Raw genomic sequence first — 19,467 nt, 5'->3', positions numbered from 1 at the left:
AATCTATCTGGGCATTAGGCGATAAACGGTTCATTTGTCGACGTGTATCTGAATAAATGGACACTATCCTGCAAGGTTTTGTTCAGCTTTTGGTTTGACTTCGATAACCGGTGTGGGCGTGTGGAGGCTACGGTGCTCGTTTCCTGACACGATGGTGTTGGGAGGTGTTTGCTATGGCGCAACGCGAGCAACACGAACGGGTTAAACGGATGGACCGCTGGGCAGAAAAGCTGCTCGGCCATAAGGCGATGGTCGTGGCGATTCTGATTGTCATTGCCGCCGCGAGCGGCTTGGCGATGGCAAGTTTTGGTAGCCGCTCCAGCGGCGTGTCGTTTGAGCGTGGTGATGAGGCGGGCGCCTCGGATGTGCGCGGGGCCGGGGATGGGTTACCTGATGATGCCGATGAGTCATCTGCCAAGAGTTCTTCTGCTGCTGAGGTGTACGTCGATGTCGATGGCGCCGTTGCGAGGCCTGGCGTGTACCGGCTCAAAGACGGAGCGCGGGTGTCCCAAGCGATCGATGCCGCCGGAGGGCTTACGGCTGAGGCGGATGTGACAGGGCTGAACCGTGCGTCCAAGATCACGGATGGTCAAAAGATCTATGTTCCGATGGTGGGGGAGCAACAAGCGGCTGCGGCGGTCGGCGGGGTCGAAAGCGGTGCTGCCATGACTGCTGGTGCGGGGTCTTCGTCGGGGCTTGTGAATATCAATACGGCAAGTGCGGCGGAATTGCAGACGCTTTCGGGCATCGGGCCTTCTACGGCCCAGTCGATTATCGATGAGCGGACTCAAAACGGGGCCTTTGCCTCGGTCGATGACCTCATGCGCGTATCGGGGATCGGTGAGAAAAAGCTCGCCAAAATTAAAGATTGCATCTGCGTATGAGTGTGTCCGAGCGCGAGCATGTGATGCCGCCGCGGCCCCTGATGCCGTGGACGATGGCCCTTTGTTCTGGCTTGTGTGCGAGCTGCGGCTTGGTACTTAACGTAGCAGCCGATTTGCTGCTGGGAGAGCGGGCAGCGCCCGTCACATTGCTTATGGCCATTCCCGTTGCGGCTGCCGCGTGCATCGTGTCGGCTCGGTTTTGTATGCGTCTTGCGCGGTGGAGGCGATGGCTGTATGCCGCGGCCCTCGGCCTCCTGGCGGGAGCGGTCGTGTCCGCGGGTTGGGCGATAGGGGCGCTGCGTGCTTCGACGGCACTGGATAATCGAGCTGCGAGCAGTCTCGAGTTTGTTGTGCAGGGCGATCCATCCATCAATGACGGGACGTACTCCTATACCTGTGATTCATATGCGGGTGGAAAGCGCTTGGGCGAGATACGGCTGTCGTGTGACCGTGAGCTCGGTGCCGGTTCGCATGTGCATGCTGTCGGTCGAATTTCGCGGTTTGAGAATGATGCGTATGGGCGCTCACGCGTGCTTCGGGGCGAGCTTCGAAAAGTTAAGGTCATCCGGTTGGTATCGGTTGACGAGGGCTTTCCGGGGCCGTTGCCTTGGCTGCGAAACGAGCTCCTTGCCGCTATCGCGCCCGAGACCGATCCGGCGCGCTCGCTCATTGCCGGCGTTGTCTGCGGACGCTCCTCCGAGCTGCGTGCTCAGCCGGCGGGCGATTTGTTTTCGGTAACGGGAACCGCACATCTTATCGCCGTCTCGGGCAGCCATCTTGCCATCGTTGGGTTTGTGATTGAGAGCGCCCTGCAAAAGACTCGCCTCTCTCGTGGGCTGCAGAGGGGGCTGTTGGTGCTGGCCCTCGCTGCCTATGCCGTCTTTACGGGCGCTTCGCCCTCGGCCGTGCGCGCGTGCTGTATGGTGGCGGTGACGCTTGTCGTCAACGGCGCCGGACGTCGTCGGCATGGACTTTCGGCTCTATTTTTGACCATGACAATCTTTATGTTGCTGCGGCCGACAGTATTGTTCGAGATGGGTTTTCAGCTATCGTGCGCCAGTGTTTTTGCCATCCTTTGTTTTTGCCCCTACGCTACCTACGCCTTGGGCGAGCTGGGCGTGCCATCGGGGGTTGCCAGTATTTTGTCCGTCACGCTGTGCTCGCAGCTCGCGACACTTCCCGTAACCATTCCCGCATTTGGGATGTTTTCGCTCATTGCCCCGCTTGCAAATGCCGTGATCGGTCCGGTGATAAGCGTGCTGCTCGCATCTTCGGTTGTGCTGGTGCCTTGCTCGCTTGTGCCGCTCTTGCGTCACGGGGCGCTTGTGGTGCCCATGGCTATCGCTCGCTGTGCCCTGTTCTTTGAGCAGCTCTTTGCTGCCGTTCCGGGCGCATCCGTAAGCGTGCCGCCCGATACGCCCTTGGTATACGTGGTGCCTTTTTCGCTGGTGGTCCTCTTGGTCTTGTGGCCACGCCCCAGCGCACGGCCCATGGCAGTGGGGCTGCTGTGTTTGATGCTTGCAGCGGGCGTTCCGTATGTCTATTGGGATCGATGTGCGCCGCCTTCGGTGACAGTCCTTGATGTTGGCCAGGCCGATGCGATTCTGGTTCGTCAGGGTGGCGCCGTGGCGCTCGTCGACTGTGGGCTCGACGCGCGCGTGGTGTCGGCGTTGGTTCGCAATAACGTCCACCATATCGACGCCGTCTTCGTGACGCATTGGGATGAAGACCATTGGGGCGGTCTTCCCGACGTACTAGATCGGTTTTCGGTAGGAACCATTGCGGTTGCGGCGGATGCGCTGGGCAGTGCGCCTGCTGATGTGCTGAATCGCCCAAGCGTCACGTATCGGCAGGTGGCTCGCGGAGACACAGTCGATATCGGCGCATTTCGGGCTCGTGTGATGTGGCCGTTTGATACGGTTGACGGTGAGGGCAATGAGGACTCGCTTGTCTTGCTGCTCTCCTATGCTCAGGAAGGCAAAAGCCTGCGTATGCTCCTCACTGGTGATGCCGAGCTCGATCAGGAGTGCGAGTTTGTACAGGAGGTGGGTGATATCGATGTGCTCAAGCTGGGGCATCACGGCTCAAAAGTTTCTGTCGATACAGACCTGCTGGAAACCCTTAAGCCCGAGCTCTCTATTGCGAGCGCGGGCGAGGGCAACCGCTACGGCCATCCATCCGATGCCTGCATCGATGCCGTTGGCGATGCGGGCGGCGCGTTCGCATGCACTATCGAGAGAGGCGACATTACCGTCTCGCCGACTGCGGCCGGTTTTGCCATGCGATGTCAGCGACCGTGATGCTGCCGTTGGCGCGGGACCAACCCGTGGGATAGAATGGCACGGTACGAACAGGAGAGCCTGCGGGAGGGGAGCGCGATGTCTGAAACCGGTCTGCTGCCGGCATATCTGATCGTCGGTACCGACGGAGTCAAGCGCGACCACGCCGTCTCGCGTATGAAAGCACGTCTGGAAAAGTCGGGTATGGTCGAGTTCAACCTCGACGAGCGCGACATGACCAAGGACCCCGATATCGAGTCCATTATCGGATCGCTCAACACTTTTCCCATGGGCAGCGAGTTTCGCTTGGTAATCCTTGACGGCTGCTCAAAGCTCGCCAAGGCGGTCTCGGAGCCGCTTGTCGAGTATTTAGCGAGTCCAAGCCCCACAACGGTCTGTCTCATCATCGCCGACTCGCTTGCCAAGAACACGCGCCTGTATAAGGCGATCGCCAAGATCGACAAGAAGGCCGTGATCGATTGCTCCGGCACCAAGCGCTGGGAGCTACCGCGCCGCGTGCAGCAGATGGCGACGCAGCACGGCAAGTCGATCTCGACGGCGGCCGCCGAGGAACTCGTCTCGCGTTCGGGTGAAAACACTCGCATGCTCGATAACGACTTGGCCAAGCTTGCCCAGATGGTCGATGCGCCGCAAATTGAGCTTGCCGATGTGGAACGCTGGATCGTGCGCACGGCCGAAGTTCAGCCCTGGGATTTTCTCAACGCGGTCTCGGCTCGTGATATGCGCCGCTCGCTTGAGCTCTTTGGGCTGCTACCCGCCAAGAGCTATGTGTGGACCTACACGCTGCTGTGCGGACGCATTCGCGAGCTTATCGTCGCCAAGGCGCTCGATGCGCGTGGGCAGGGTCGCGAGCTTGCCGCGACGCTCAAGCTTCAACCCTGGCAGGTTAAGAATCACCTGACCTGGGCACGCCGCTTTTCGATGGCGGAGCTCGTCGCGGCGCTCGAGGGTGCGGTCGATGTTGAGCTCGCTCTTAAGGGTTCGGCCGATTCTCAGAACGCGCTTTTGCTCTGGATTACGAACATCTTGAGAAAATCGTGATGATACCTGTCTATTTGACAAATTCGTTCTATCCCTTTGAGGGGGAGCGTGCTATAGTAGGCGCTTGCATGACCTCACCGTGTCTCAGAGGTGTCATACATTTTTTGCAAGGAACTCGAAAGGAACTCCAGAAGTGGCAAACATCAAGTCTCAGAAGAAGCGTATCCGCACCAATGAGGCAGCTCGCATGCGTAACAAGGCTGTCAAGTCCGAGCTCAAGACGCTGACCAAGCACGTCCAGTCCGCCGTCGCCGAGGGCGACGCCGAGAAGGCCCAGGCTGCCCTCAAGACCGTCACCAAGCGTCTCGACATGGCTGCCGCCAAGCATGTTATCCACAAGAACCAGGCTTCCAACCGCAAGTCCGGTCTTGCCAAGCTCGTGAACAGCATCAACGCCTAAGTTGTAAATTTCACACCACACAGATTACGCGCATAAATGGAGCCTGTTTTATGGAACAGGCTCCATTTTTTGTACCGCTCGGGTAAGATAGTCCGCATGAATACTTCAATTGACATTTCCCACATCCGCAACTTCTCGATCGTTGCGCACATCGACCATGGCAAGTCCACGATCAGTGATCGCATCCTCGAGCTCACCCATACCGTCGACGAGCGCGACATGGAATCGCAGCTGCTCGACACCATGGATATCGAGCGAGAGCGCGGCATCACGATCAAGTCCAATGCCGTTCGCGTTTCCTATGACGCCGACGATGGCGAGACGTATCAGTTCAACCTGATCGATACGCCGGGCCACGTGGACTTCACCTACGAGGTCTCGCGTTCGCTTGCCGCTTGCGAGGGTGCGGTGCTCGTCGTCGACGCCACGCAGGGCGTCGAGGCGCAGACCGTCTCCAACGCGACGCTCGCCATGAACGCCAACCTGGATATCGTGCCCGCTATCAACAAGATCGACTTGCCGTCGGCACACCCCGACGAGGTTAAGACCGAGATCGAGGATGACCTTGCGATTCCTGCCGACGATGCCGTATGCGTATCGGGCAAGACCGGCGAGGGCATCCATGATCTGCTGGAGTCCATCGTCTTTTTGATCTCACCGCCCAAGGGCGATGCGACGGCGCCGCTCAAGGCGCTCATCCTGGATTCGTATTTTGACGAGTACCGCGGCGTCGTCGCCACGGTCCGCGTCTTTGACGGCTCCATCAAGAAGGGCGATACCCTGCGCATGATGCAGGCTGAGGGCGACTTTTTGGTCGATGGCGTGGGCGTCAAGCGTCCCGCCGAGACTCCGGTCGACGCGCTGACGGTCGGTGAGGTGGGCTACGTGGTCACGGGCCTGAAGAACCCTGAGGCCGTTCGCGTGGGCGATACCCTCACGTGGGCATCGAATCCCTGCCCTGAGCCGCTTCCCGGTTACCGTGAGGCCAAGCCCATGGTCTATACGGGCTTGTTCCCGATCGACAACAAGGATTATGAGAACCTGCGTGACGCTCTCGATAAGCTGCATGTCAACGACCCTTCGTTGGTGTGGGAGCCCGAGACCTCGGTGGCGCTCGGCTTTGGCTTCCGCGTTGGCTTCTTGGGCCTGCTGCATATGGAGGTCGTCAAGGAGCGCCTGGAGCGTGAGTTCAACCTGGACCTCATCGCCACGAGCCCTTCGGTGGACTACCACGTCTACAAGACCGACGGCGAGATGATTGATGTCCGCAGCCCGCAGGATCTGCCCGAGGCTACGCGCATCGAGCGCATTGAGGAGCCCTACCTCAAGGCCAAGATTATCTGCCCGCCCGAGTATACGGGAGCCGTCATGCAGCTCGCTATCGAGCACCGCGGCATTACGACCGACATGATCCACCTCACGAGCAAATCGGTCGAGATGCGCTTCGACATGCCGCTCGCCGAACTCATCCTGGACTTCTTTGACCAGCTCAAGAGCCGCACCAAGGGCTATGCGTCGCTCGATTATGAGTTCAACGAGTATCGTCCCTCCGAGCTCGTCAAGCTCGATATCCTGCTTTCGGGCGACGAGGTGGACGCGCTTTCGTTTATCGTGCACAAGGACAAGGCCTATGGGCTGGCCCGCGGGTTGTGCGACAAGCTTAAGGATATTATTCCGCGCCAGCTGTTCGAGGTGCCCATTCAGGGTGCCATCGGCAACAAGATCATTGCCCGCTCGACCGTCAAGGCGCGCCGCAAGGACGTTTTGGCCAAGTGCTATGGCGGCGATATCTCGCGTAAGCGCAAGCTGCTCGAGAAGCAGAAAGAGGGCAAGAAGCGCATGAAGGCCATCGGTTCGGTCGAGGTCCCGCAAGAGGCCTTTATGGCGATCCTCAAGGTGGACGAGTAGTTCCATGGCGCTTTCCGAATACAGTACGCGGCTGCTGGGTGCCTATGCCGAGCAGCCGTTCCTTATGGCTCCCATGGCCGGCGTGACCGATCCCGCCTATCGCATCATGTGCCGCCGCCGCGGCGCCAATCTTGCCTATAGCGAGATGGTGAGCGTGGCGGGCCTTGCCTATGCCAGCAATAAGACGTGGCGCCTGGTGCTGCCGGCAGACGAGGAGCAGCAGATCTGCGTACAGCTCTTTGGCTCCAAGCCCGATCAATTTGCGAGCGCCGTCGCTGCCGTCGAGGAGCGTGTGGGCGATCGCCTGTCGCTGATCGATATCAACATGGCCTGCCCGGCTCGCAAGGTCGTCACCAAAGGCGAGGGCTCGGCGCTCATGCGCACGCCCGAGCTGGCCGAAAAGATCGTCGAGGCGGCGGTGGGCGCGGCGCACGTGCCCGTGACCGTTAAGATCCGCAAAGGCTTTTACGCCGAAGATCGCAATGCCGCGACGTTTGCCCAGATGCTCGAGGGGGCGGGCGCCGCTGCTGTGGCGGTGCATGGTCGCTGTGCCACGCAGCTCTATACGGGTCAGGCCGATTGGTCGGTCGTCGATGAGGTGGCCGATGCTGTCGAGATTCCCGTCATCGGTTCGGGCGACGTGTTCTCGGCCGAGGATGCCGCGGAGCATCTGCGCAACTCGGGTGCCAGCGCGGTGTTTATCGCACGCGGTATCTACGGTAATCCCTGGGTCTTTGGTGATGCTCGCGCCCTTGCGCTCAATGGCGTACCGGTGCCGGTGCGCAGCTCTGTCGAGCGCCTGGACGCCCTGCGCGAGCATCTCACGCTGACGCATGAGCTTCTGCCGCTCATGTCGCGTGCCCGTACGTACGCGAGTTGGTATCTAAAGGGCATGCCCCATGCCGCCGCCTGGCGTGCCCAGGTGGTGCGTTGCTCCACATATGAGGAGTTCATGGCATTGGTCGATGATATCGAGCGCGATGTGGTGGCCTGCGAGGCCGCACTTGCCGCTGGCGAGTCGGTGCCCGCCCATCCGCTGGAGGCCTAACGGTGGCCGTTACCGCGCTGTACGTGCATGTGCCGTTTTGCGCTCAAAAGTGTCGGTACTGCGACTTTGACTCACGCAGTTTTGCTCCGTGCGACCTGAGCGCTGCGCTCGATGCCTATTTTGAGCAGCTGTATACGCGCCTTGATGCCTTTGGAGACACCGGGGCGCTTGCGCAAGTCCGCACCGTCTATGTTGGCGGCGGCACACCGTCGCTGGCGGGAGAGCGTCTGGTGGAGCTTGCCCGGCGTATTTGCATGTGGTGCAAGCCCGTTGAGTTTACCTGCGAGGCTAATCCTGAGTCGCTGACCGCCGAGCTTGCCGCTGCGCTTGCCAAGGTTGGTGTCACACGTGTCTCTGTGGGTGTGCAAACGCTCGATAACACCGAACTCACTGCCATCGGCCGCATTCACGATGCCGATCGGGCGCTCGCTGCCATCACGACGGTTAAGGACGCTGGGCTCGATGTGTCGTGCGACCTTATGTGCGGCCTTCCCGGGCAGACCGCAGCGAGTTGGAAGCGCACGCTCGATGGCGTGTTGGCAGCGGCGCCGCAACATGTGTCGGTGTACCCGCTCACGCTCGAGGAAGGCACGCCGCTCTACCGCATGGCGTGTTACGACGAGTCGCTCGAGCCCGACGAGGATTTTCAGGCTGCGTGCATGGAAGCGGCGCGCGAGCGTCTGGGCGCGGCCGGCTATCACCCGTATGAGGTGGCAAGCTATGCACTCGACGATCATGAGTGCGCCCACAACATTGCCTACTGGACCGGACGGGGCTATCTGGGCCTGGGTCGCTCTGCCGCGGGCATGCTCGACGCCGATGATTTCGATCGCTTGGCCGGGCTTTATCCCGACGTGCCCGCTCGCGGCGATGCGTATCGCGTGCGTCTGGTGCAACGCGACGATGCCGCGACGACGTTTGATGCCGAGTATCTGTCGCAGCGCGAGGCGGCGGCGGAGGATTTGATGCTCGCCTGTCGCATGACGCGTGGCATTGGGCCCGACCTGTTGGTTCGCTCGGCAAGCGTGATTCCTGCAGACGAGCTGGCGGCGTCCTGCGACCGTGCGCTCGAGTTGGGCCTTGCCACCTGGGTGCCCGATGATGTCGAGGGGCATGCGGGACGCATCACCTCAAAAGATGTTGTAGCAGGTCGCGCCCGCGCCCGTTTAGCGCCCACCCACTTGGGCTGGCTCGATGGAAATATGCTGTTCGAGCTGTTTTGGGGTCTAGCTTAGGCCGCTCGGGTAGAATTACCGCAATATATACGCTGCTGTGAGCAGGAGGTTGCCGCGCATGGCGACGATGAACGAAAAAGATTACTACGAGATCTTGGGTGTCTCCAAGGACGCCACCTCGCGTGATATACAGAAGGCCTTTCAGCAAAAGGCCCGCAAGCTCCATCCGGACGTCAACAAAGAGCCGGATGCCGAGGAAAAGTTTAAAGAGGTTTCCGAGGCCTATGCCGTGCTTTCGGACGAGCAGAAGCGTGCGCGCTATGATGCCATGCGCTCGGGCAATCCCTTCGCCGGCGCTCCTTCTGCTTCGCCCTATGGCGGCGGCTACGCCGGCAGCGCAGGCTATGGCAATCCCTTTGAGGGCGGCTTTCCCTTTGGTGGCGCCTGGGGCCAGCAGCGTCGCAGCCAGGCTGCCTATAATCCCGAGAACGGCGCCAACGTGGTCGTCGATATTAAGCTCGACGCCAAGGAGGCCAAGGGCGGTGCCCGCAAGACCGTCCGCTATACGCGCTTCGATACCTGTGGTCATTGCGGAGGCTCGGGCTCTGTCTCGTCCGAGCATGCACATACCTGTCCGAGCTGCGGCGGTCGCGGCCACATCGACGTCGACCTGTCCTTCCTGTTTGGTGCCGGCACGTTCCAGTCGGTTTGCCCCGAGTGCGGCGGTTCCGGTAAGGTCGTCGCCGACCCCTGCCCCGATTGCGGTGGCAGCGGGCGGACCCGTGTGACCTCCGAGCAGACGATTGAGTTTCCTGCCGGCACGCATGATGGCGACGAGGTCCATATTGACGGCATGGGTCACGCAGGCACCAACGGTGCCTCGGGCGGCGATTTGGTCGGGCGCGCCCATGTCGAGGCCGAACGCCTGGAGGGCAAGGCTCGTACCGGTTTTTACCTGATGGGCATCGTGGCGCCTTTTTTGGTGCTGTCGGCCATCTCGGGCGTGTTCTCGGCCTTTGCCATGATGTGCTTTGTTCCGTTTGCCATGGGCTTGTTCATGGTGCTCTCGGACGGCGTGCTTCACCGCAGCCTGCTGTGGTGGAAGCGCGGCGCGATGCAGTTTGCCAACGGTTTTGCCAACGGATTTATGTTTGCTCTCGTGTCGGTTTGGTTTGCGAGCTGCTCGCAACGTGCCATGCTTTCGCCCTACGCAATGCAATAACATCAAACCCTTTGTTTGCGGTCGGCCCAGCTTGGGTATAGGACGCACTGTGACAATAATGAAAGTCGGAAGGATTCGGTCGTGTCGGAAAATAGGGATTACTACGAGGTACTTGGCGTCGACAAGGATGCCGACGCGCGGACGATTAAGCGCGCGTTTCTAAAGAAGGCCCGTATCGTACACCCGGACGTTTCGGACGACCCCGATGCCGAGGCCAAGTTCAAAGAGCTCAACGAGGCATATTCCGTTCTTTCCGACGAGCAGAAGCGTGCAAACTACGATCGCTACGGTTCGCCCGACGGCCCCGGTGGCTCCGGCTATGTCGACATTAACGATATCTTTGGCGGCATGGGCATGGACGACCTCTTTTCGTCGTTCTTTGGCGGCGGCGCCGGCGGTGGCGCCCGAAATCGCCGCGAGCGTCGTCGCGGCCGCGATATGGCCATCTCCCTTTCGGTGACCCTTGAGGAGGCGGCGCTCGGTTGCAAAAAGACGATCAGCTATGACCGCCTTGCCCCCTGCGAGGATTGCAATGGCACCGGTAGGGCCGAGGGTGCGGCCGAAAAGCAGTGCAGCCGTTGCCACGGCACGGGCTATGTCACGACGGTCCAGCGCTCGTTCCTGGGTCAGGTTCAGTCCTCTTCGCCCTGCCCCGACTGCCATGGCGAAGGTACGGTCATCGACCATCCCTGCGAGACCTGCGACGGTCAGGGCCGCACGCCTTCGCACGAAAAGATCGACATCGATATCCCCGCCGGCGTCTCGACCGGTCGTCAGCTGCGCGTGAGCGGCTTTGGCGAGGCGGGCCTTCGTGGTGAGCCCTCGGGCGACCTGATCGTCAACGTGCGCGTCGCCGATCACGAGCGTTTTAAACGCAACGGCGACGACCTGTACCTCGTGAGCGATATCTCGATTGCGCAGGCTGCGCTCGGCTGCGAGATTAAGGTTGAGGGCATTTTACCCGACGAGGTCGTCAAGGTGTGCGTCCCCGCCGGTACGCAGTACGGCGACACCGTGAGTGTCAACAACTACGGTATGCCCCGTATCGGCGGTGGCGGCTCGCGTGGACGCTTGATCGTTCAGCTGCGCGTGCTCGTCCCCACGAACCTTTCCGCCAAGCAGCGCGAGCTGCTCGAGGCTTTCGCCGCCGAGTCGGGCGACGATGTCGCTTCCGGCAAGAAATCGGTGACCGATCGCATTAAGAGCGCTCTCGACGACATCCTCGATTAAGGAGCCCGCGTGCTCGCACCTCATATCTCTGTTGTCAACCTCGGCTGCCGTGTCAACCGGGTTGAGTCCGACCGTATCACTGCCGATCTTATGCGCCTGGGTTTTGCAATGGTGGAGCCTCAGGATGCGGAGCTGATTGTCATTAACACCTGTGCCGTTACGGGCGAGGCCGAGGCCAAGACCCGTAAGGCCGTCCGCCATGCGCTGGCTCATCCAAAAGAGCCCTATGTGGTCGTGACCGGGTGCGTTGTCAATTTGCACCCCGAGGAGCTTCTGGAGCTTTCGGACCGCGTGATCGCGGAGCCGTCTAAGATCGATGTCGCCGAACGCGTCTGCGAGGTGCTGGGCGTTGAGTCCGATAGTGTGGCCGCCTGTAGCGACGGCGATGTGGTCGATGCGCTCGGTCGCTCGCGTCTGGGTGTGAAGATCCAGGACGGCTGCAACCATCGTTGCACCTATTGCATTGTGTGGAAGGCCCGCGGCCCCGAGCGCTCCGTGCCGGTCGAGTCTGTGCTCGAACAAGTTCGTGAGGCTCAGGAGGCCGGCGTGCCCGAGGTGGTGCTGACGGGCGTGAACCTGGGCGCCTACGATGGCAAGAGTGCGACCGACGAACACGTCGAGATCGATGAGCTGCTCGAGGCAATCATGGAGCGTACGTCTATTCCTCATGTGCGCATTTCCTCGGTCGAGCCCATGGATATCTCCGAGCCCCTGCTTAAGGTCATGGCGCGCTATCCGCAGCGCATCGCCCCGTTTTTGCACCTGCCCGTGCAGTCTGGCTGCACGGCGACCCTGCATCGCATGGGCCGTCCCTATAGCGCCGAGGCATTTGAGGAGACGGTGCGTATGATCCGCGCCAACTTGCCTCAGGCGTCCCTTTCGTGCGACGTCATCGTCGGTTTTCCCGGCGAGACGGACGCGGAATTTGAGGAGTCGCTGGCGTTGTGCCGTCGCGTGGGCTTTTCGCGCATGCATGTCTTCCGCTATAGCAAGCGTCCCGGTACCCTTGCTGCCGATATGCCCGACCAGGTGCCGCCCGAGGTTATGGCTGAGCGCAGCCGTCGTATGCGAGCCGCGGCGCAGGAACTCGCCATTGCCGACGCCCGCCGTCGCGTGGGCACCGTCGAGCGTGCCGTGCTCGAGTATGGCGACAACCTGACGCTCGGTTCGTTCCATCATGCCCGTCTTGACGATACCTGCGGACTCACAGCCCCGTGCCTGCTCGATGTTGCTATCATCGGAGTCGATGATTCCGGCTTGGTCCATGCACGCAGGGAGGTTCATGGAAGCCTCGAAGATTAGACTTACCGTTCCCGATGGAATTGATCCCTCGCGCGTTTTGGGTGCCGGCGACGGCGTCCTTCGTGCGCTCGAGAGCTTGGTTCGCGCCCACGTGGTCGCCCGTGGCGACAGTATCGCCGTGTGCGGTGACCCGGACGAGGTCGAGCTCGTGGCGCGCTTTTTCGAGCATGCTTTTCGCGAGGTTGCCGCCGGACGGACGCTGTCTGTCGACGATGTCTCTCGCTGCCTGGCTGTCTTGCGCGACGGTGAGTACGGGGCTACGTCGCTTCGCGATGATGTGCTGCTTTCGTATCGCGGTCGTGCCATTCGCCCCAAGACGCTCGGTCAAAAGCGCTATGTGGATGCCATCCGCTCGCATACCATCACGTTTGGCTTGGGTCCTGCTGGTACCGGTAAGACCTATCTGGCCATGGCGCTTGCCGTTGCCGCGCTCAAGCGTCACGAGGTGGGCCGTCTGATCTTGACGCGTCCGGTTGTCGAGGCGGGGGAGAACTTGGGCTTTTTGCCCGGTACCCTCGAGGAAAAGATCGATCCCTACATGCGTCCGCTCTACGACGCCCTTTTTGACATGATGGATCGCGAGCGCACCGATGAGCTTATGGAGCGTGGCGTGATCGAGATCGCCCCGCTTGCCTACATGCGCGGTCGTACGCTGAGCGATGCCTTCGTGGTGCTCGACGAGGCTCAAAATACCACGCCCGAACAGATGAAGATGTTCCTGACGCGCCTGGGCTTTAACTCCAAGTTTGTGATTACCGGTGACCTGAGCCAGCGTGACTTGGTAGGTCGTCGCGGCGGTCTTGCCGACGTTGAGCAGATTTTGGGTCGTGTCGACGATGTCGCGTTTTCGCACCTCGAGCGTGCCGACGTGGTGCGTCACGCCTTGGTGGGGCGAATCGTCGAGGCATATGATGCTTATGATGACGTGCGCGAGAAACGCGTGCGCGACCGAAAGGAGTCCCGTTGAGTGTATTGATCAGCAACGATGCCGAGCTCGATACGCTGCTTGACGCGCAGGAGGTAGAGCACATCTGCGAGGTCGTGCTTGCTGCCGAGGGCGTTGAGCGAAAAGTCGAGATTTCCCTTTCGTATGTCGATGAGGATGAGATGCGCGAGCTCAACCACGAGTGGCGCGGTATCGACCGTACCACCGATGTCCTCTCGTTTGAATGCGACTCGGCCTTTGACGAGGATATCCCAGCCGACGAGACGCTCGAGCTCGGCGATATCATCTTGGCCCCGCAGGTCATTGCCCGTCAGGCCCCCGGCTTTGGCAATAGCCCTGCCGATGAGTGCCGCCTGATGCTCGTGCATGGCATGTTGCATTTACTGGGCTACGATCATATCGTGGACGACGAGGCCGAGGTCATGGAGGCCCGCGAGGACGCCATCCTGCGCGATTTGGCGCTCGAGCGCGGCGAGGACCCCAAGCTGGTTCACGTCGGCCCCATCACCAACCATGCCCACGACTAGGAGCCGTCTATGATTCCCGGATCGAACAAGGACCATCCGTCCTTTTTAAAGTCGTTCTCCTACGCCATGGAGGGCTTCGTTACCGCCGTCAAGACCGAGCGTAACATTAAGGTCATGCTCGTGGCGGGTGTGTGCACTGTCATTGCCGGCTGCATCGTGGGGCTCGACATTGCCGAGTGGGCTACGATTATCATTTGCTGCGGCCTGGTGATTCACGGCGAGCTGTGCAACACCGCCATGGAGGCGATTGTCGATTTGGCGACCCAGGAATTCCATCCGCTGGCAAAGCGTGCAAAGGATATCGCCGCCGCCTCCGTATACGTTCTTTCCATCACCGCCGCGATTGTGGGCTTGTTGGTATTTGCCCACGCGCTCGGCTTTATTTAGAAAGGGATTTTCATGTCCGACAATATGCAGCCTATCGATGAAACGCTGGACGACGAGCCCCTGGATGCTGTGGATGCCGAAGCGACTGAGGCTTGCGAGGTCGAGGAGTTCGACCCGTTTGAGGGCATGAGTGACGAGGAGCTCGACGCCCTGTGCGACGAGGACGACAGCCTCGCGGGCTTTGGCGACGTTGAGCCCGGTTTCCGCAGCGGCTTCGTGGCCCTGGTCGGTCGCCCCAACGCCGGTAAGTCCACGCTGCTCAACGCCTGCTATGGCAAAAAGGTCGCCATCACCTCGCCGGTGGCCCAGACGACCCGCCGTCGCATGCGCGCCGTCGTCAATCGCCCCGGCTACCAGCTGGTTTTTGTCGATACCCCGGGTATTCACAAACCCAAGGACGGTCTAGGGTCCGAGCTCAACAAGAGCGCGCTGTTCGAGCTAAACGATGTCGATGTCGTCGCGTTTTTGATTGATGCCACCAAACCGATCGGCAGGGGAGACGCCTGGGTTGCCGAGCGCGTCAGATGCGCCCGTTCCAAGAAGGTCCTGGTACTCACCAAGGCCGATGAGGCCGACCCCGCACAGGTCATGGAGCAGCTTAAGGCCGCCCACGTGCTCATGGAATATGACGATGAGATCGTGACGTCGTCGGTCAAGAACTTCAACGTCGATGCCTTCATCGAGACCGTTGCGCACTTTTTGCCCGAGGGCCCGCGTTGGTTCCCCGAGGACATGGGTACCGACGCTTCCGACGAGACGCTCGTTGCCGAGTTTGTGCGCGAGAAGGTCTTGCGCCGCACCCGTGATGAGATTCCGCACTCCGTTGGCGTAATCTGCGATGCGCTCGAGCAGACCAAGAAGGTGCTGCGCGTGCATGCCACTATTTACGTTGAGCGCGAGGGCCAAAAGGGCATCATCATCGGTAAGGGCGGCGAGATGATCAAGCATATCGGCATCGACGCCCGTCGCGATCTTGAGCGCATCTTTGGCACGCAGGTCTTTTTGGAGCTGGACGTGAAGGTAAAGGCCGGCTGGCGTGACGACGAGGCCCAGATTCGCCGTTTTGGCTACAACGCCGAGGACTAAGGGCGCACGGCGCTCATGGCAGGCTCACGGACATATCGCACAAAGGTACTCGTCCTCGATAAGACCAAGCTCAAGGAGACCGATCTGATCTTGACGATGCTTGATGAGCGGGGTCGGCAGGTCCGTGCCGTGGCAAAGGGCGCGCGCAAACCCGGCGGGCGCCTGGCGGCGCGCTGCGAGCTGTTCTGTACCGTCGATATGCTGCTCGCGCACGGACGGTCGCTCGACGTGGTTTCTCAGGCCGAGCTTATGGAGGCGCCGCTCGGCGCCGCGCCCGATTACGAGACGACCTGCGCCGCAAGCGCGATCGCCGAGGTCGCGCGCGTGTGCTCGTTCGAGGACGCCGAGGACCCGTTTACCTTTGCCATTACGCAGCGAGCACTTGCCCTGGTGGGCAGCAGGCTCGACACGGCACATATGGACCTGCTTGTGGCGGCATATGTCTTTAAGCTGTTGTCGCACGTTGGCTATCGACCCGATTTTTCGGCCTGCGTACTGTGCGGAGACCCTATGCTGTCGTATTTTTCGCCCCAGGCGGGCGGGCTCATGTGCGGGTCGTGCGCGTCGAGCGTTCCGGGTGCCGAGCTGGTGTCGACCGGCGAGGTCGCATGGCTGCGCGCCCTCATGTCAATGACCTTCGATGCGCTCATGGCCGAGAGGGTCGATCCCCATACTGCCGCCTTTTTGCTGGGGCTTTCGCATGTTTGGGCTGCCACGCACACCGATCAGCGTCTTCGCGCGATGGAATTCATGTTGGGTCGGTGATGATGGGCATACGCGGTCCGCTTGTGGTAACATACCGACCTGTTGGTACCTCGACCTTGGATGCTCGCTCCACCGGCGGCTTCCCAGTCCGAGGCGAATAGAGTCGCCCGCGGGCGACGCGAAACGAAAGGTGAAACAATGACTGTTTCCAAAGAGCGCAAGGCGGAGCTGACTGCCCAGTTCGGTAACACCCCGGTCGACACCGGCAACCCCAAGGTTCAGGTCGCCATCCTGACCGAGCGCATCAAGGAGCTGACCGAGCACATGAAGTCCCACCAGAAGGACTTCCACACCCGTCGTGGTCTGCTCATGCTCGTCGGTCGCCGTCGTCGTCTTCTCTCCTACATCAAGAAGAACGACGTCGTCGAGTATCGTGAGTTCATCAAGGCTCTGGGCATCCGCGACAACATCCAGTAAGGATTTGTACATGCTAAGAGCGTCCTGCGCAGCGGGGCGCTCTTTTTGTGTAAGGGCGTGAACAATCACGCTCTGAAGCGTGGCGGGGGCAGGGGGCCCGCGTCACATGAGAAGCCCGCAGGCAAGGGGTCTGCGGGGTAAAGGAGAACAATGACACTCGTATCCAAGACCTTTGAGCTGTACGGCAAGACCTACACCTTTGAGTCGGGCGAGCTCGCCAAGCAGGCCACCGGCGCCTGTCTGGTCAAGCAGGGCGACACCACGATGCTCGACACCGTGGTCGTCTCCAAGGAGCGCAAGAACTACGACTTCTTTCCGCTGACCGTCGACTTCAACGAGAAGATGTACGCTGCCGGCCGTATCCCGGGTGGCTACCTCAAGCGCGAGGGCCGTCCCAGCGAGAAGGCCACGCTCACGGCCCGCATGATCGACCGTCCTATTCGCCCGAGCTTCCCGGACGGCTTCCGCAACGAGGTGCACATCGTCGCCACCTCGCTCGTCGCCGACCAGGTCAACCCCTTCGACGTCATCAACGTCATGGGTGCCTCCCTGGCTATGACGCTCGGCGGCGTGCCCTTCGAGGGCCCGCTTGCGTGCGTGCGCATCGGCCGCAACGTGGAGACCGGCGAGTTTATCGTCAACCCCACCTATGAGGAGCGCGAGAACTCCGATCTGGACCTGGAGCTGGGCGGCTCTGCCGACTTCATCTCGATGGTCGAGGCCGGCGCCGATGAGATCTCCGAGGACGATATGCTCGCCGCCATGAAGTTTGGCCAGGAGGCCCTCGCTGCCTTCTGCCGGGCTCAGGACGAGTTCGTTGCCGAGTGGGAGCAGGTCAACGGCGCTATCGTCAAGAAGGAGTACCCGCTCGACCAGCCCGTCGAGGAGGTCCAGGAGCGCATCTTCGCCCACTACGACGAGATGGCAGCCGCCCTTCGCGACGCCGACAAGCTCTCCCGTATCGGCAAGGTCGAGGCTCTGAAGGAGTCCATCCGTGCCGAGTTCACCGAGGAGGAGCAGGCCGCTTGGGAGCGCGAGATCCCCGTGGCACTCAAGAAGCTCGAGAAGAAGGCCATGCGCACCATGGTCGTCGAGACCGGTGAGCGCGTCGACGGCCGTACCGCCGATGAGATTCGCCCCATTATGGTGAAGGACAACTACCTGCCGCTCGTTCATGGCTCCGGCCTGTTCCAGCGCGGCCAGACCCAGGTGCTCTCCGTCCTGTCGCTCGGCATGCTCAACGAGGGCCAGCGTCTGGATACCATCGAGCCCACCGAGGGCAAGCGCTACATGCACCACTACAACTTCCCGCCGTTCTGCACCGGCGAGACCGGCCGCATGGGTAGCCCCAAGCGCCGCGAGATCGGCCACGGCAACCTGGCCGAGCGCGCCCTGCTTCCGGTGCTCCCCGACGAGAACGAGTTCCCCTACGCCATCCGCGTGGTCTCCGAGGTCATGGAGTCCAACGGCTCCTCTTCGATGGCTTCGACCTGCGGCTCCACGCTCGCCCTTATGGACGGTGGCGTGCCCATTAAGCGCCCGGTCTCCGGTATCGCCATGGGTCTGATCCAGGAGGAGGGCAAGACCGTGGTCCTGTCCGACATCCAGGGTCTCGAGGACTTCCTGGGCGATATGGACTTTAAGGTCACCGGCACCACCGAGGGCATTACCGCTCTGCAGATGGACAACAAGGCCACCGGCCTTACCTTTGACATCCTGGCCCGCGCCCTGCAGCAGGCCAAGGAGGGTCGCGCCTTCATCCTGCAGAAGATGCTCGATGTGATCCCCGAGCCGCGCCACACCACGCGCAGCACCGCTCCGCGCATCGTCTCCATCCAGGTTCCGACCGACAAGATCCGCGACGTTATCGGTTCCGGCGGTAAGGTCATCCGCGGCATCCAAGACGAGACCGGTGCTTTGGTCGACATCCAGGAGGACGGCACTGTCTTTGTCGGCGGCACCGGCGAGTCCGTCGACCAGGCTGTCGAGCGCATCAAGCTCATCATCAAGGTTCCCGAGCCGGGCGAGGAGTACACCGGTCGCGTGGTCTCCATCCAGCCCTTCGGCGCCTTTGTTAACCTGCTGCCCGGTAAGGACGGCCTGCTGCACATCTCCCGCGTTGCCAAGGGTCGCGTGGAGAAGGTCGAGGATGTCCTCAACGTGGGCGACGAGGTTAAGGTCGTCGTCATCGAGGTCGACGATCGCGGCAAGATTTCGCTCGATCGTCTGGATAAGCCCGAGGCCCCGGCTCGTGCCGAGGGTGCCTCCGAGGGCGACGGTGAGCACTTCCAGCGCCGTGAGCGTCCGCGTCGCGAGCGCTCCGAGCGCAGCGACCGTCCGCGCCGTCCCGGCGACAACGGAGGCCGCAAGCCCCGCCGTCACCACGACGCCGAGTAACAGCTACACATAAGCGGCTCAACAAGGGCGACTCTGGACAGGGGTCGCCCTTTTACTATTCCCGGCGGGGTCCGCGGATAAAGTTTCCTGCTCTACAGTCCTGCTCGCACGGAGAGCACATTAAGTGCTCTCCGGCTCGTGCGGAACTCGCGATAAACTTTACCCGCGGCCCCCGCCGGGAATAGCAAAAGCGCTGGTTGGTGCGGGTTTCGATTTTGTCAGATAGTCTATTCAGTTATCTGAATTCAGATCTTTAGATAATCGCATGCGCGGCATTACCCCAGATAAAACCGACCAAAATAAACCTGTCCCTTTTTGGCAGGTCTGGGGCCATCGGGGGCCGGGGCGGGTTAAGTTTGTCGCGAGTTCCGCACGCAAAGGAAAGCACTTAATGTGCTTTCCGTCTTGCGCAGGACTGTAGAGCAGCAAACT

17 protein-coding genes are annotated in these 19,467 nt (G+C 61.1%); all 17 read left to right on the top strand.

The window, feature by feature from the left end:
- The first annotated feature begins 173 nt into the window (after positions 1-173).
- The 17 genes from ACTNB2_RS05410 to ACTNB2_RS05330 all read left to right on the top strand — a co-directional run bounded on the left by ACTNB2_RS05410 (position 174) and on the right by ACTNB2_RS05330 (position 19,035).
- Entirely contained in the window at positions 174-884 is a 711-nt protein-coding gene (locus ACTNB2_RS05410) for a helix-hairpin-helix domain-containing protein (protein ID WP_441041569.1), read from the top strand.
- Complete coding sequence (locus ACTNB2_RS05405) at positions 881-3,184, top strand: DNA internalization-related competence protein ComEC/Rec2 (RefSeq protein WP_441041568.1); 2,304 nt, start codon at positions 881-883, stop codon at positions 3,182-3,184. Before ACTNB2_RS05410 ends, ACTNB2_RS05405 begins: the two co-directional genes overlap by 4 nt.
- A gap of 78 nt (positions 3,185-3,262) precedes the next feature.
- Entirely contained in the window at positions 3,263-4,225 is a 963-nt protein-coding gene (gene holA / locus ACTNB2_RS05400) for a DNA polymerase III subunit delta (protein ID WP_427747932.1), read from the top strand.
- Between the two features lie 133 nt (positions 4,226-4,358).
- Entirely contained in the window at positions 4,359-4,625 is a 267-nt protein-coding gene (rpsT, locus tag ACTNB2_RS05395; protein WP_022094714.1) for a 30S ribosomal protein S20, read from the top strand.
- 96 nt (positions 4,626-4,721) lie between these two features.
- Positions 4,722-6,533, top strand: coding sequence for a translation elongation factor 4 (lepA, locus tag ACTNB2_RS05390; RefSeq protein WP_441041566.1), 1,812 nt, complete (start codon positions 4,722-4,724; stop codon positions 6,531-6,533).
- A gap of 4 nt (positions 6,534-6,537) precedes the next feature.
- Positions 6,538-7,581 carry a tRNA dihydrouridine synthase DusB gene (gene dusB / locus ACTNB2_RS05385; protein ID WP_441041564.1) on the top strand — a complete coding sequence of 348 codons (1,044 nt, stop codon included), beginning with the start codon at positions 6,538-6,540 and terminating at the stop codon, positions 7,579-7,581.
- Between the two features lie 2 nt (positions 7,582-7,583).
- Positions 7,584-8,816, top strand: coding sequence for a coproporphyrinogen-III oxidase family protein (locus tag ACTNB2_RS05380; RefSeq protein WP_441041562.1), 1,233 nt, complete (start codon positions 7,584-7,586; stop codon positions 8,814-8,816).
- 58 nt (positions 8,817-8,874) lie between these two features.
- A complete protein-coding gene (locus tag ACTNB2_RS05375) occupies positions 8,875-9,978 on the top strand; it encodes a DnaJ domain-containing protein (protein WP_427717509.1) in 1,104 nt (367 codons plus the stop codon).
- A gap of 81 nt (positions 9,979-10,059) precedes the next feature.
- Positions 10,060-11,208 (top strand): molecular chaperone DnaJ, encoded by a 1,149-nt coding sequence (gene dnaJ / locus ACTNB2_RS05370; protein ID WP_441041560.1) that lies wholly within the window; start codon positions 10,060-10,062, stop codon positions 11,206-11,208.
- Positions 11,209-11,217: 9 nt separating this feature from the next.
- Positions 11,218-12,510: a MiaB/RimO family radical SAM methylthiotransferase gene (locus tag ACTNB2_RS05365; protein WP_370450600.1), complete on the top strand. Its 1,293-nt coding sequence runs from the start codon at positions 11,218-11,220 to the stop codon at positions 12,508-12,510.
- Positions 12,491-13,477 carry a PhoH family protein gene (locus ACTNB2_RS05360; protein WP_427717503.1) on the top strand — a complete coding sequence of 329 codons (987 nt, stop codon included), beginning with the start codon at positions 12,491-12,493 and terminating at the stop codon, positions 13,475-13,477. Before ACTNB2_RS05365 ends, ACTNB2_RS05360 begins: the two co-directional genes overlap by 20 nt.
- Positions 13,474-13,983, top strand: a complete 510-nt coding sequence (gene ybeY, locus ACTNB2_RS05355; RefSeq protein WP_427726828.1) for an rRNA maturation RNase YbeY — start codon at positions 13,474-13,476, stop codon at positions 13,981-13,983. The genes ACTNB2_RS05360 and ybeY overlap by 4 nt, the downstream gene beginning before the upstream one ends.
- A gap of 9 nt (positions 13,984-13,992) precedes the next feature.
- Complete coding sequence (locus tag ACTNB2_RS05350; RefSeq protein WP_427726826.1) at positions 13,993-14,370, top strand: diacylglycerol kinase family protein; 378 nt, start codon at positions 13,993-13,995, stop codon at positions 14,368-14,370.
- Positions 14,371-14,382: 12 nt separating this feature from the next.
- Positions 14,383-15,456 carry a GTPase Era gene (gene era, locus ACTNB2_RS05345; RefSeq protein ID WP_441041558.1) on the top strand — a complete coding sequence of 358 codons (1,074 nt, stop codon included), beginning with the start codon at positions 14,383-14,385 and terminating at the stop codon, positions 15,454-15,456.
- 15 nt (positions 15,457-15,471) lie between these two features.
- Positions 15,472-16,221 (top strand): DNA repair protein RecO, encoded by a 750-nt coding sequence (gene recO, locus ACTNB2_RS05340; protein ID WP_154516310.1) that lies wholly within the window; start codon positions 15,472-15,474, stop codon positions 16,219-16,221.
- A gap of 138 nt (positions 16,222-16,359) precedes the next feature.
- Positions 16,360-16,638: a 30S ribosomal protein S15 gene (rpsO, locus tag ACTNB2_RS05335; protein WP_441041557.1), complete on the top strand. Its 279-nt coding sequence runs from the start codon at positions 16,360-16,362 to the stop codon at positions 16,636-16,638.
- Positions 16,639-16,788: 150 nt separating this feature from the next.
- Entirely contained in the window at positions 16,789-19,035 is a 2,247-nt protein-coding gene (locus ACTNB2_RS05330; RefSeq protein ID WP_441041555.1) for a polyribonucleotide nucleotidyltransferase, read from the top strand.
- Positions 19,036-19,467: the final 432 nt, after the last annotated feature.

It is taken from the genome of Collinsella sp. HCP28S3_G2, from assembly GCF_052065125.1.
GTDB lineage: Bacteria > Actinomycetota > Coriobacteriia > Coriobacteriales > Coriobacteriaceae > Collinsella.
Note: the sequence above shows the minus strand (reverse complement) of the source record. Positions and strands in the feature narration are given on the sequence as shown.